13 protein-coding genes are annotated in these 13458 nt (G+C 74.5%); 2 read left to right on the plus strand and 11 right to left on the minus strand.

What is annotated here, in order from left to right; genetic code table 11:
- Positions 1 to 30 precede the first annotated feature (30 nt).
- A complete protein-coding gene (locus AMK25_RS11115; RefSeq protein WP_073828168.1) occupies positions 31 to 996 on the minus strand; it encodes a golvesin C-terminal-like domain-containing protein in 966 nt (321 codons plus the stop codon).
- Entirely contained in the window at positions 996 to 1148 is a 153-nt protein-coding gene (locus AMK25_RS32375; RefSeq protein ID WP_174533668.1) for a hypothetical protein, read from the minus strand. Before AMK25_RS32375 ends, AMK25_RS11115 begins: the two co-directional genes overlap by 1 nt.
- Before the next feature lie 209 nt (positions 1149 to 1357).
- On the opposite strand from AMK25_RS32375, the gene AMK25_RS11120 reads away from it, so the two are divergent.
- Positions 1358 to 2617: a glycoside hydrolase domain-containing protein gene (locus AMK25_RS11120; protein ID WP_073828170.1), complete on the plus strand. Its 1260-nt coding sequence runs from the start codon at positions 1358 to 1360 to the stop codon at positions 2615 to 2617.
- Positions 2618 to 2671: 54 nt separating this feature from the next.
- On the opposite strand, the gene AMK25_RS11125 is transcribed toward AMK25_RS11120, so the two are convergent.
- On the minus strand, positions 2672 to 3562 hold the full coding sequence (locus AMK25_RS11125; RefSeq protein WP_073828173.1) for an SGNH/GDSL hydrolase family protein: 891 nt from the start codon (positions 3560 to 3562) through the stop codon (positions 2672 to 2674).
- 696 nt (positions 3563 to 4258) lie between these two features.
- On the opposite strand from AMK25_RS11125, the gene AMK25_RS11130 reads away from it, so the two are divergent.
- Positions 4259 to 5047, plus strand: coding sequence for a hypothetical protein (locus AMK25_RS11130; RefSeq protein ID WP_241826322.1), 789 nt, complete (start codon positions 4259 to 4261; stop codon positions 5045 to 5047).
- Positions 5048 to 5110: 63 nt separating this feature from the next.
- On the opposite strand, the gene AMK25_RS11135 is transcribed toward AMK25_RS11130, so the two are convergent.
- The 8 genes from AMK25_RS11135 to AMK25_RS11170 all read right to left on the minus strand — a co-directional run bounded on the left by AMK25_RS11135 (position 5111) and on the right by AMK25_RS11170 (position 13454).
- Positions 5111 to 6964 carry an AfsR/SARP family transcriptional regulator gene (locus AMK25_RS11135; protein WP_073828178.1) on the minus strand — a complete coding sequence of 618 codons (1854 nt, stop codon included), beginning with the start codon at positions 6962 to 6964 and terminating at the stop codon, positions 5111 to 5113.
- 101 nt (positions 6965 to 7065) lie between these two features.
- Positions 7066 to 8022 carry a Gfo/Idh/MocA family protein gene (locus AMK25_RS11140; RefSeq protein ID WP_073828180.1) on the minus strand — a complete coding sequence of 319 codons (957 nt, stop codon included), beginning with the start codon at positions 8020 to 8022 and terminating at the stop codon, positions 7066 to 7068.
- Entirely contained in the window at positions 8006 to 8851 is an 846-nt protein-coding gene (locus AMK25_RS11145) for an inositol monophosphatase family protein (protein ID WP_073828182.1), read from the minus strand. The genes AMK25_RS11140 and AMK25_RS11145 overlap by 17 nt, the downstream gene beginning before the upstream one ends.
- A complete protein-coding gene (locus tag AMK25_RS11150; RefSeq protein WP_073828184.1) occupies positions 8848 to 9381 on the minus strand; it encodes a flavin reductase family protein in 534 nt (177 codons plus the stop codon). Before AMK25_RS11150 ends, AMK25_RS11145 begins: the two co-directional genes overlap by 4 nt.
- Complete coding sequence (locus AMK25_RS11155) at positions 9378 to 10871, minus strand: amino acid adenylation domain-containing protein (RefSeq protein ID WP_073828186.1); 1494 nt, start codon at positions 10869 to 10871, stop codon at positions 9378 to 9380. Before AMK25_RS11155 ends, AMK25_RS11150 begins: the two co-directional genes overlap by 4 nt.
- Positions 10872 to 10937: 66 nt before the next feature.
- Positions 10938 to 12050: an acyl-CoA dehydrogenase family protein gene (locus AMK25_RS11160; protein WP_241826323.1), complete on the minus strand. Its 1113-nt coding sequence runs from the start codon at positions 12048 to 12050 to the stop codon at positions 10938 to 10940.
- Positions 12043 to 13203 carry an acyl-CoA dehydrogenase family protein gene (locus AMK25_RS11165; protein WP_073828192.1) on the minus strand — a complete coding sequence of 387 codons (1161 nt, stop codon included), beginning with the start codon at positions 13201 to 13203 and terminating at the stop codon, positions 12043 to 12045. Before AMK25_RS11165 ends, AMK25_RS11160 begins: the two co-directional genes overlap by 8 nt.
- Positions 13200 to 13454, minus strand: coding sequence for a phosphopantetheine-binding protein (locus AMK25_RS11170; RefSeq protein WP_073828194.1), 255 nt, complete (start codon positions 13452 to 13454; stop codon positions 13200 to 13202). Before AMK25_RS11170 ends, AMK25_RS11165 begins: the two co-directional genes overlap by 4 nt.
- Positions 13455 to 13458 lie beyond the last annotated feature (4 nt).

The following is a 13458-nucleotide window of genomic DNA, read 5'->3' on the forward strand; positions in this document are numbered from 1 at the left end:
ACGCCACCGGGCCGCGTCCGTACGCCCGGGTCAGACCTCGGTCAACCGGACCGCGTCGGCGATGACCAGGCCGGCGGCGGAGCTCCACCGGCTGACCGCCACCCGGTTGGCGTCCCCGGCCGGCAGCGTGAACGTGCCGAGCGAGCGCCACTGCCCGCCGGTCGCCCGCTGGTCGACGGTGACCGTCTTGTTGCCGGTGGTGGTGGCGACGATGTACGGCGTGGCCGCGTTGTAGCCCGCGTTCGCCGGCCACCACGCCTCGACCCGGTAGTTGCCGGTGCGGGGGACGTTGAACTTGTACCAGGCCGCGTCGCTCGCCGCGACCGGGTCCGCGTAGCGGTAGTCGGCGCCATAGCGCTGCCCGGAGTACGTCGAGGTGCCCCAGTTGGCGCTGGCGGTGAACCGGCCCGCCGTGGCGTTGTCCACTATCGACGTCCAGCCGGTGCCACCGCCGGCCATCTTGGCGGCCACGTCGGCGCGCATCGTGTTCAGGTCGATGAAGGACGGGTCGATCTTGCCGGTGGTGCTGGTCTCCCGGTGCCCGCGCGCGTAGCTGGAGTCCCGGCCGAGCCGCTTGAGCACGGCGGCGGTGGCCGCGATGCTCGCGTTGTACTGGGCGGTGGTCATCCGCTGGTCGACGCCGTTGTAGTCGATCTCCCACCCGATCATCAGGGTGTTGCCGTCGCCGGCCGGGATCGGGCCGCTGCCGCCGCTGGTGCCGGCGTGGTTGCACCGGCCGGCCGAGATCACGTGGAACACGCCGTGGTAGTCCACGAGCGCCTGGCAGAGCGGGCCGGGCAGGTCGGACCGGCCGTTGATGCAGATGTTGAGCGCCGGGTGCGGGTTGGTGGCGCTGGACGTGGCCGCGGTGTGGTGCCACAGCACGCCGATCGGGTCGAACGAGCCGGAGCGCATCCGGTTGAGCCAGTCGCCCTCGACCACCACCTGCACGCCGGCGGCCCGCAGCACGTCCACCAGCCAGGGAATGGTGGCCATCACTGCTCCCGGAGCAGGTCGGCGAGGCACTCGGCCTTCGGCGCCGCGTGCGCCGCGCCGGGACGGACGGCCACGGTGACCGCGGCGGCCACCAGGGCGGGTACGCCGAGCAGACCTCGGCGTCGCAGACGGGGGGATCGTGACGTGGGCATGGCGCTCCTCGGGTGACGGCGCTTCACTGATCGACGCATGTGAGTGTGGGCACGCTATCCCGGCGCCGGATGCTTGTCGATACCCTTCAATGATCGTTTCCATTGTGAAAACTTTCGCCACGACCATCTGTCGTCGTCCGTCGATGCGTGGTAGAAATCCTGCCCAGGTCTCGCCGTCCGGCGAGGAATCCTTCACAGGAGGGGCGCCGATGAGAGCGATCACCACGGCCCTGACGCTGCTCGCCGTGGTCGCGGCCGCGGCCGTCCCGGCTCCGGCCGTCCCGGCCCGCGCCGGGACGACAGCCACCGCCGAGCCGGCCGTCGCGGCAGCGGTCGGCCCGCAGCCCGGCACGTTCACCGGCAAGGGCTTCGACACCTGCACCGCGCCGTCCCAGACCGCGATGGACGCCTGGCTTGCCGCGTCGCCGTACCGCGCGGTCGGCGTCTACATCAGCGGTGGCAGCCGCACGTGCGCCCAGCCCAACCTGACCGCGACCTGGGTGGCCGAGCAGACCCGCAAGGGCTGGCGGCTCATCCCCATCGAGCTGGGCTACCAGGCGCCGTGCGGCACCCGTACGCCGAAGATGTCCGCCGACCCGGCCACCGCCCGCGGGCAGGGCAGGACCGCGGCGGACAGCGCGGTCGCCGCGGCGGCGGCGCTCGGTATCGGCGCCGGCAGCACGCTCTACAACGACATCGAGCAGTACCCGACGAACGCCTCCTGCCGGGCCGCGGTGCTCTCCTTCCTCTCCGGCTGGGTCGAGCGCCTGCACACGCGCGGCTACCTCGCCGGCATGTACTCCAGCGGCTCGTCCGGCATCAAGGACGTCTGCGACGCCTACGACGACACCCGCTACCTGCGCCTGGACCAGATCTGGATCGCCTGGTGGAACGGCGTCGCGGACACCGACGGGGGCACGTACTGCGCCGACGACCGCTACGCCGACCAGCAGCGCCTGCACCAGTACGCCGGGGACGTCACCGAGACGTGGGGCGGCGTGACCATGAAGATCGACCGCAACTACCTCGACGTCCGGGCCGGCACGGCGACGCCCGCGCCGTGGAGCGTGACAGTGGACAACGGCACGGCGGGCGGGTTCACCGCCGGCGCGGCGTGGGGCACCTCGGCGTACTCCGGGCAGCGGTACGGCACCGACTACCGCTTCGCCACGCCGACGGCGGCGAGCGACGTCGCCTGGTACCGGGCGACCCTGCCGGTGACCGGCAGCTACGAGGTCTCGGTGTGGTACCCGGCCGACAGCGGCTACAACGACCGCACCCCGTACCTGGTGGCCACCACGACCGGCAACCGGACGGTGGCTGTCGACCAGCGCGCCGGCGGCGGACGCTGGGTCTCGCTCGGCGTGTTCACGCTCGCCGCCGGGACCGGCGACAAGGTCGGGGTCAGCCGCTGGAGCGCCGGGACCGGGTACGTGGTCGCCGACGCGGTCCGCATCACCCGGGTCTGAGCCGCGGGACATGAGCCGGTCCCGCCGTGGCGGGACCGGCTCACCCGGGCCGGGTCAGTTCAGGTGCGCCAGCAGGGCGGTGGCCATGCCCTGCTCGCCCCGGGCGTTCGGGTGGAACGGCGCGGCGGAGTTCTGCGGCACCAGCCCCTCCACCCAGCGGGTGCCGCTGCTCTTGCACGCGTCCCGGCCGATCGACGGGGTGTAGACGTCGGCGTAGCTCGCCCCGCCCGCCGCCGCGGTGTCGGCGAGCATCGTGTTGAGCGCCTTCTGGACGCCACGCAGGTACGGCACGTCCTGGTAGGCGATCGGCACCACCGGCCAGCAGCCGTACCCGCTGTCGGGCAGGATCGCCGGGTAGCCGAGCACCACCACGCGCGCGTTCGGCGCGGCCTGGCGGACCGCCCGCAGGACCGCTGTCACCTTCGGCGCGGTGGCGGCGACCCGGGCCCGCAACTGGTCGGTGCCGCCCGCGGTGAACCGGTCCTTGCAGGGCGAGCCGAGGGGACTGCTCACGCTCGCCTCGGCGCAGTCGCCGATGATGCCGGAGAAGCCGATGTCGTTGCCGCCGATCTGGACCGTGACCAGCGCCGCGCCGGCGGTGACCGCGTTGACCTGCGGCGGCAGCGCGATCCCCAGCGCGCCGTCGCCGCCGTACAGGATGTCCTCGGTGGTGGCCCCGGAGCAGCTCACGTCGGCGAACGACGACGAGCCGGCGGACGCCGCGACCAGGGACGGGTAGTTGCGGTTGGAGCGCAGGCAGTTCAGGTCGATCTGGGTGGGCACGAGCGGGGCGGAGGTGTAGGAGTCGCCGAGCGCCACGTACCGCCCGGTGGGCGCGGCGGCGACGGCGGGTGCGGTGACCGCGAGCAGCACGCCGGCGGTGGCCGCGGCGACCGCGGCGAGTCGGGTGGCGGTCCGTATCAGCGGCAGACGGGGACGGTTCATGGGGCCCTCCCGGAGGGGTCCTGGTGGTGGTGCTGGGATTCTGTCCACGCCTGTGACGTACGTCAATATAGACAGGGCTCATTAAAAGGTGTCCCGGGATGTGGTCCGGCGCCGCCCGGCGAGGGGTCGGGCACGCGGCTGCCGATGTTGCGTACGTCACACTTTTCGGCGGGTTCGGAGCCGGGTGGGAAGAGCGTGCCCATGGGTCGATTCGTTGCGGCGCAACGCTCCCCGGCGCCGTCACCCCTGGTGGGCGGGCCGGGGCCGGATTCGCGAAGGCACGCACCGGAGCCACCCCGGCACGGCTGGTGAACGACCGATCGAATGTCGGCGATCCTGGATTTGCAGCCGTCATTACGCTGCGAAGTGGTTGATCGCCGGAACCACGGACGACAGGTGGAAGAACCTCAGATGAGTGACAATCACCCTCCCTACGGAGGCTATCCGGACCCGAACGCCGGAGCGTGGGGCAACCAGCCCGACCCGAACGCCCCGTACGGCGCCCAGCCGGCCTCCGGCGCGCCCTACGGTTCGCCACCGGCGTCAGGTGCGCCCTACGGCTCGCCACCGGCGTCAGGTGCGCCCTACGGATCACAGCCGGCCTCCGGCGCGCCGTACGGCGCCCAGCCCGCTTCCGGCGCACCCTACGGATCACAGCCCGCCTCCGGTGCGCCGTACGGGGCGCCGCAGCCCGCGGTGTCGTACCCGGGGCAGGCCGGCTTCCCGCCGCCGGCCGCGCCCTACGCGCCCGGCACGCCGCAGGGCGGCGGCGGCAAGAGCAAAGGGCTGATCGTCGGCCTCGCCGCCGGCGCGGTCACGCTGACCCTGCTCTGCTGCGGCGGCGGCCTCGCCTACGTCGCCTTCAACGGCGACGAGGAGGACCCGAAGCCGGTGGCCTCGGGCAGTGCCACCCCCGGCCCGGACGGCAGTCCGTCCGCGACCCCCAGCGCGGACGGGCCGGAGTCGCCCGGGCCGGACGGACCCACCAACAACGACGCGATCACCGCGCGGTACGCCAGCGAGATGTCGGCGGTCTGCGACGGGGGACCGATCCTCAACGCCGCCCCGTACACCGCGCCGGCGGGCTCGAAGGCGTACGTCTTCTCCAACTCCCCGGACCGGCCGACGTTCTGGTCGCAGAAGACGGTCAGCTCGGCCAAGCCGTACTACGCCAAGTCGGCGGACTTCGCCACCGTGTCCGTCATCGGCTGCCTGAAAATGGTCGAGGGCAGCGAGGGCACGCCGAAGAAGTGCCAGTACAAGAACAGCGAGGACAAGGTCGTCACCGTCGACTACATCTCCTCGCGGTACACGCTGACGTTCCACGCCGCCAAGACCGCCGAGAAGGTCGGTGACGGCGGCACGGTGAACGCTCCGGCCGCCCGCTGCCCGAGCTTCATCTCCTACAACAAGGTGACGATGAAGTCGTACGCGTCGCCGGACAGCGGCACCATCGAGGCCGCGCTGGACCGCTTCCTCAAGTGAGGAGACCCGGATCGGGGTGTGCGCGTCGGCTGACCCGCACACCCCGATCCGGCTTCCGGCGGGTCAGGTGGCCGGCAGCGGGCGGCCGTGCGCGTCCACACACTCGCGGGCGAAGAGCCGCAGCAGCTCCGGCAGGTGGAAGTGCTGGCCCGGATCGTCCGAGTCGACGGGCAGCAGCAGATTGTGCTGGACCAGGTGCTCCACCATCCGGTTGGCCTGCTGCCGGGGCAGGCGCAGGATCTCCACCGCGCTGGCCGGGGTGATGAACGAGCCGGCGCGGGCAAGCGCGCGCAGCGCCCGGCGGGCGTCGACGTCCAGCGCCTGGTAGCTGACCGAGAGGCTGCCGCGCACCGAGATGTCCCCGACGGCCAGCTCGGACAGCCGGTTCTCCTCGTCCTCCAGGTGCGCGGCGAAGCCGGGCAGGGCGACGTCGGGCTGGGTGACGAGCCGGCTGCCGACGATCCGCAGCGCCAGTGGCAGCCGGTCGCAGGCCGCGGCGATCCGGCCGAACACCTCCGGTTGCTCACGTACCCGGCGCTCACCGGCGATCGTGGCCAGCAGCTCCACCGCGTCGGCGCGGTCGAGCGCGCCGAGCGTCAACCGCCAGCCGACGTCCAGGTCCAGCAGGCGCTGCCGGCTGTTGATCAGCACCAGGCTGCGGCCCGCCCCGGGCAGCAGCGGGCGCACCTGCTGCGCGCAGTCGACGTCGTCGATGATGAGCAGCAGCCGCCGGCCGGCGAGCGCGCACCGCAGCGCGGCGGAGCGCTCCCGGATGTCCTCGGACACGCCGGCCAGCGGTACACCCAGCTCGACGAGCAGCTCCCTGATCAGTTCCCCGCTGCCGCGGGGTGGCTCGTCGCCGCTGTCGAAGCTGACGAAGAGCTGACCGTCGGGAAAGAGGTCGGCCAGGTCGTACCCGCTGGACACCGAGAACGACGACTTGCCGACGCCCGGCGCGCCGGACACGAGCACGACCCCGGCGTGCTCGTCGGCGCCGGCCGGGTCGGCGATCCCCTCGGCGATGGTGCGGAGCTGGCTGGCCGTGGTGTCCCGGCCGACCAGGGACGGCGGCTTCATCGGCAGGGCCTGCGGGCTCGGCGGCGGGCCGGGCGGCGCCGCGGCCCCGGCGCCCAGGGCCGCCGGCCAGCCGGACGGTGGTCGGACCTCGGCGGAGTCTCCGTCCAGCGCGGCCTGGAGGGCGCCCTGGAGGGTGGGACCGGGGTCGACGCCGAGCTCGTCGACGATGCCGCGCCGGGCCTGCTGGTACACGGCCAGCGCCTCGGCCACACGCCCCTCCAGCGTCAGCGCGGTCACCAGCTGCGCCTGCCAGCGTTCGTCGAGCGGCTCCTCGGCCACCATCCGGCGCAGCGACGGGATGACCCGGGCCGGCTGCCCCAGTCGCAGGCGCAGGTCGAACAGCTCGGTCGTGATCTCCCGGTGCTGCTCCCGCAGTGCCGTGACGTTCGCGCCCAGGTCGGTGCCGGGATCCGCCAGGTCCTCCAGGGGGTGCCCGCCCCACAGCTCGACCGCCCGGTCGAACAGCTCGGCGGCGGCCTCCGGCCGGTCGCCCCGCGCGGCCCGGCGGGCCTCCTCGGTGAGACGCCGGAACCGCAGCAGGTCCAGCTCGTCCTCGTCGACCCGCAGGTGGTAGCCGGTGCCGTCGTGGACCAGCCGGTCGGCCGAGTCGCCGCCGCGGTCCAGCGCCTGCCGCAGCCGGTGTACGTACGTCCGCAGGTTGCGTACCGCCGACGCGGGCGGCGAGTCCGGCCACAGGCCGTCGACCAGCCGGGAGGTGGCGACCGTGCGCCCCGGGCTCAGCAGCAGCACGGCGAGCAGGAGGCGGGGCTTGGTGCCGGTGAGCGTGACCGGGCGATCGTCCACGTGAAGGGCCAGCGGACCGAGGACGCTGAATCGCATCGATGTATTCCCCCGCTCCGCAGTACCGTCCACAGTGTGGTGTACGGCTGGATTTCCCACCTTCGGCTGGGGAATACCTCGATCCCAGATGGTGCAAGTAGTCACCGAACGGGGTGTAACTCGTGACCCCGGGTGAGTTGCGCGGTCGCCCGGTGCGCCGCGTCGAGCACCGCCACCGCGTCCGCCACCCCGGCGCCCGCCGACCGCCCCGCGCGGACCAGCTCGGCGAAGTCCTCCGCCTGGCGAGCCAGGGCCGCGTACATGGTGGCGTCCCCGTCGGCCGGGTCGAGGAAGGTCAGCCGCTCGTGGTCCCGGGTGCCGAACACCTCCACCGTCGCCATGTCGCCGCCCCGGTGGTGCCGGCCGAGCGAGACCAGCGCGGTACCGCCGCCGGACAGGCCGAGCAACGCCTGCGCGCTGTCCACGTCCCGGCCGCGTACCGCCGGGTCGGTGACCGGACCGGCCGGCTGCGCGGCGACCCGGTCGATCTCCTGCCCGGTCAGCCACCGGATCTGGTCGAACTCGTGCACGCCCATGTCCACGAAGATCCCGCCGCTGCCGGTGCGGAACGCCGCCGCCGGCGGCTCGCCGTCCCACTGCGACGCGGCCACGAACAGGACCTCGCCGAGCGCGCCGCTGGCGATCCGCTCGCGCAGCCGGCGCAGCTGCGGGACGAACCGCCGCCAGTAGGCGACCTGGAACGGGATCCCGGCGGCGGCGGCCACCCGCCCCGCCTGCGCCGCCTCGGCCGGGTCGAGCCCGGCCGGCTTCTCGCACAGCACCGGCAGCCCGGCCTCGGCAGCGGCCGCGACCAGCTCGCCGTGCCGGCCGGTGGGCGCGGTCACCAGGAGACCGTCCGGCACGGCGTCCGCGAGCAGGTCCGCCACGCTCGGGTACGCGGGCAGCCCGGCCGCGGCGACCTCCGCCCGTGCCGCCGGAACCGGGTCGACGACGTGCCGGATCCGGACCGTCCGGTGGTCCGCCAGGGCGCGCAGGTGGTGGCGGCCCATCCGGCCCGCTCCCACAAGTGCCAGCCGGAACTCATCGCTGCCTGTCATCGTCGGTTCCCTTCTTCTCGTCGGCGCCGTCCGTACGGTCCGGGCTCAGCCAGCCGGCCAGCGCGTCCACGACGGCCGGCGCGCCGGTGGCCAGGACCGCCAGTCCGTCGTGGCGCCACCGCCGGCTCACCCCGCCGGCGGCCTCGACCAGCGCGGTGCCGGCCGCGACGTCCCACGGCGCGGGGTCGAAGCTGACGAACGCGTCCAGTTCCCCCCGGGCCACCGCCGCCAGGTCGCAGACCGTGGAGCCGGAGTTGCGCAGGTCGGCGACGAGCGGCGCGACGCCGACGAGCGACTGGTACGCCCGCCGCCGCGGCCCGGGCGCGTTCGGCACCGCGAACGCCACCAGGGCGTGCCCCGGCGCGGCCTCCCGGTCGACGGTGACCGGGACGTCGCCGTCGAGCGCGCCGTCGCCGTCGAGCACCAGGCAGGCGCCGGTGGCCGGTTGCAGGATGGTGGCGGCGACCACCTGACCGTCGCCGTCGTCGCAGCCGGTCGCCACCGCGACGCTCACCGCGTAGCGGCTCGCCCCGTGGCTGAAGTTCAGCGTGCCGTCGAGCGGGTCGACGATCCAGCGCAGGCCGGAGCAGCCGGCGCTGAGTCCGGACTCCTCGGCCAGGACGGCGTCCTGCGGCCGGTCGCGGGCGAGCAGGTCGAGGATGGCCCGTTCGCTGGCGTGGTCGGCGGTGGTCACCGGGTCCTGTGCCGCCCCGCCCTTGTGCATGGTCCGGAAGCCCTGGCTCCGCGCCTCGCGGATCGCGTCCGCCCCGGCCCGCGCGGCGCGCAGGCTCAGGTAGCGCAGGTCGCCGGGAGCGGCGCCGATGCTCATCGCGCCACCTGCGCTTCCGCCGGTGCGGCGACCCGCGCGTAGTGGCCGTCCACGAACAGCAGCGGCGGGGTCGGCCGGAGCAGGCCGGCGGAGCGGACCGCGCCGATCAGCACGGCGTGGTCACCGGCCGGGTCGGCGGAGACGGCCTCGCAGCCGAAGTACGCCACCCCGTCGGTCAGGCGTGGGCAGCCGGTCGCCCGCTCCGCGTCGTAGGTGACGCCGGTGAAGCCGTCGGCGCCGCTGGGCCGTCCCCGGCTGGCGAACCAGGCCGCCTCCGCGCGCTGGTCGTCGGCGAGCACTGTCACCGCGAAGCGCCCGGTACGCCGGACCGCGCCGAGCAGCCGGCAGTCCCGCCGCAGGCAGACCAGCAGCATCCGGGGCGACAGCGACACGGTGGTGAAGGAGTTCACAGTCATGCCCACCGGGCCGTCGGGTCCGACGGCCGTCGCCACCGCCACTCCGGTGGCGAACCGCCCGGCCACCGAACGGAACGCCCCTTCCTGCTCGTGTCCGTTTCCTGTCCCGGTCATCGTCGTTCTCCTCTCGTCGCGCTGCCGACCAGGTCGGCGGTCCGGCGTCGGTCGGTCTTGCCGTTGGCGTTCGTGGGAAGCGCGGCCACGTGGTGGATCCGGGCCGGCACCATGTAGCCGGGCAGCCGGTCCGCGCACCGGCGGGTCAACTCGGCGGTGATTCCGGCGGCGCCGGTGTAGACGGCTCGCAGGGCGACGTCGTCGCCCGCGCCGAACGCCAGCACCACCGCGTCCTGCACCTCCGGGTGGCCGCGCAGGACCATTTCGATCTCGCCGAGCTCGATCCGGTAGCCGCGCAGCTTCACCTGGTCGTCCAGGCGGCCGTGGTGCACGAACGTGCCGTGCTCGCGGCGGACCCGGTCCCCGGTGCGGTAGTACCGGCGGCCGGCGTACGGGACGAACCGGTCCTCGTCGTCGGCCGGGTCGAGGTAGCCGTCGAACCGCTGCGGCCCGTGCACGCACAGCTCGCCGTCGTCACCGCCGATGGTGCCGTCCTCGCCGCGCAGGATCGCGTCCAGCCCGGGGTGCGCGTCACCGATCGGCACGGTGCCGTTCGAGGTGGCCGGCCAGGCCGCCGGATCCGCCGGCAGCCGGTGACCGGTGCACGTCACGGTCAGCTCGGTGGGCCCGTAGAGGTTCTCCACCCCGCTGCCCGGCGCCGCCGCCGCCCACGCCCGCGCCTGCTCCAGCGTCAGCGCCTCGCCGGCGAAGAGGCTGTGCCGCAGACCCGGCATGGCGCCGGGGGAGAGCATCCGCATCCGGCGGGCCAGCGAGACCACCGAGGGCACCGAGAACCAGTGCGTGATCCGTCGTTCGTTGACGAACCGCACCGGCGTCAGCACCTCGTCGGGCTGCGGCACCACGAGCGTGGCGCCGCCGCCCCAGGCGACGAACATGTCGAAGACGGACGGGTCGAAGGTCAGGTCGAAGGTCTGCGACAGCCGGTCGCCCGGGCCGACGGGGTAGCGGTCCCGGCAGTACGTGAGGAACGCGTCGACGTTGCGGTGCCGGATCGGCACGCCCTTGGGCCGCCCGGTCGACCCGGAGGTGAACAGCAGGTACGCCACGTCGTCCGCCGCCACCGGGGCGGTCGGCGGCGGGACGCCCGGCGCGCCGTCGAGGCGTACCGTCACGGCGCCGCCCGCGACCTGCGCCGCCGTCGCGGCGCCGGCGTCGTCGACCACCAGCGCGTCCACCCCCGCGTCCCGGCACAGCCGGGCGGTGCGGGCCGGCGGGAAGGCCGGGTTGAGCGGCACCACCACCGCTCCGGCGCGCAGCGCGGCCAGATAACCGGCGTACGCGGGCAGGCTGCGGGCGGCCAGCAGGCCGACCGCGCGGGGGCGTCGGCCCACCTCGGCGTGGATCCGGCCGGCGAGGCCGTCGGCGAGCTCGCGCAGCCGGCGGTAGGTCACCGACTCCCCGCCGACCTCCAGCGCGACCGCCTCCGGCACTCGCGCCACGGTTCGCTCGAACCACTGGTAGAGACTCACGGCGTTGCTCCCTTCGCTGTGCTGTCGTCGATCGGCGTCCCGCCGCCACCGGGCGCGGGACGCCCGTCAGGTCACCGCGCCGGTCAGCTCGTCGGCGTGGTCGGCGATGCCGGCGAGCATCGCTCCGGTGGCTCCACCGGCGATGCCGAACATGGCCGCCTCGGTGCGTAGCTGAGCCTCCCCGCCGTCGCGGAACGCGTCCGCGCCGCGTAGGCGCACCGCCTCGGCGGCGACCCGGTCCACGGTCTCGGCGGCGCTGACCTTCAGCAGCATCCCGGCGACCGCGGACGGGACGGCCGCCGGCGCGTCCAGCAGCGGCGCGCACAGCGCGTCGAGCTGGTGCACGGCGACCAGGCACCGGGCGTACCGCTCGCGGACCGCGGGGCGGTCCCACAGCGTGCCCGCCCCGGCCGGCCGCCGTCGCAGCCAGTCGCGCAGGCCCGCCAGCATCCGGTGGCACATCGCCCGGGCCCACAGCGCCCCGGCGACCCGTTCGACGCCGACCTGCCGGGCGAACCCGGCCAGCGCCCGGCCGGGGCGGCCCAGCACGGCGTCCGGGCCCAGCGCCACGCCGGCGAAGCGCAGGTGGCCCACGCCGGACCCGGCGAACGCCCGGCCGGCGGATCCGACTGTCACGCCGGGCGCCTCGGCCGGCACCAGCACCCAGCAGAAGCTGGTGAAGTGCCGCGCCTCGCGGTGCCGGGCCAGCACCAGCGCCGCGTCACAGCTCGTCGCGTTGGTGATCCAGTCCTTGCCGCCGTCCAGCACGGCGCCGTCGTCGCCCAGCTTCACCCGGGTCGCGGCGTCGAGCAGGTCCGATCCCGACCCGGCGGCGTCGGTGACGGCCAGCGCCACCACGGTCTCGCCGCGCAGCATCCCGCGCCGCACGCGCTCCGCCGGCCCGGTCGCGCCGGCCAGCAGCGGCAGCACCGTGGCGACCTGGACGCAGACCGACAGCGTCACGCCCAGCGGGCACCGGGTGTCCAGCTCGGTGAGCAGGGCCGACAGCCGCCGGGGGTCGGGCTGGGCGCCGTCGCGGTAGAGCGCCTCGACGATCCCGGCGGCGCCCAGCGCGCGCCAGACGGCGCCGGGATCGGCGAGGTCCACTCCGGACAGCGCGGCGCCCACCGGGGCGGCGTGGTCCCCGGCCGGCGTCGGTGTCGGTGTCGGCTCAGGCAAGACGCACCCCCGGGTCGCGCAGTGACAGCGCCCCGTTCGCCAGGCGCAGCCGGTCGTTCGCGTAGTTCAGCGAGGCCGAGCGCAGATCCCGGAACGTGCGCTCCAGCGCCAGCGGCGAGTCGGTCAGGTAGCCGTGGCGCAGGCCCGCCAGCTCGACCAGTTCGTGCGCGGCGGCGAAGGACTCCTCGGCCGCGCGGATCTTCAGCGTGTTGAGCAGCATCTGCACCGGCGCCGCCGACATGTCCGGCGCGTCGGTGACCACCGAGACGGTGTGCCGCAGCAGCGCGTGCGCCGCGTCCAGCCGGGCCCGGATCCCGGCCAGCCGCAGCAGCACCAGCTCGGAGGAGGGGGCGAACTGCCGCCGTCCCGCCTCGCTGCGGGCGTGCCGCAGCACCCGGGCGTACGCGCCGGCCGCCGCCCCGATCCAGGCCGCCGCCCAGCCGACGTGCGCCAGCGGTGCGAAGACAGTGGTGGCGATCTCCCGGAACCCGCCGTGTTCGCCGATCACCTGCCACTGCGGCACCGCGCCGCGCAGCCGCATCGGGACGCTGTGCGTGGCCCGCATGCCCAGCGGACGCCACCCGCCGGTCACCTCGACCTCCACCTGGTCCCGGTCGGCGTAGACCAGGTCCACCTGGGCCGCCGAGTCGGCACCCGGGGCGCGGGTGGTGATCAGGAAGGCGTCCGCGTACGGGCCGCCGGTGACGATCGGGGCCTGCCGGTCGACGCGCAGCATCTCGCCGTCGTGCTCCAGCGCCGACTCGGCGGTCAGCAGGTGACCGCCCTTGCCGGCCTCGGTGGTGACCGAGCCGAGATACCGCTCGCCCCGGGCCACCGACGGCAGCACCTCGGCGCGCAGCTTCTCCCCGCCGTACGCGGTGATCGCGGCGACCTGCTGGCAGTGCATGGCGAAGACCATCGCCACCGACATGTCCACCCGGCCCAGCGCCAGCGTGACGTCGACCAGGTCCGGCAGCGTCCCGCCGGCGCCGCCCTCGGCGACCGGGACCAGCAGCCCCAGCAGCCCGCTACGACGCATGGCGGCCAGCGCCTCGGTGGGGAAGGCCGCGGTCTCGTCGGCCTCCCGGGCGTGCTCCGCCGCGATCTCGGCGACGGTCTCGACGGCCGGGGCGTACCCGGCGACTGCCGTCATCGGGAACCACCGCCGACCGGCGTGCGCAGCTCCTCGACCACGCCCCACAGCCCGCCGGCGGTGGCGAACGTGGAGTCGACCAGCTTGTCGTCGGGCACGGCGACCCCGAACGTCTCCTCGATGGCGAACAGCAGCTCGATCTCGCGCATGGAGTCCAGGCCGAGGTCGCGCAGCCGGGCGTCCTCGGTGATCTCGTCCGGGCCGGCGAACTTGAGGAACGGCCGGAGCAGTTCGGTGAATTCGGCGTTCATGGCG

This window comes from Micromonospora sp. TSRI0369 (assembly GCF_001905625.1).
GTDB classification, from domain to species: Bacteria; Actinomycetota; Actinomycetes; order Mycobacteriales; family Micromonosporaceae; genus Micromonospora; species Micromonospora echinospora_A.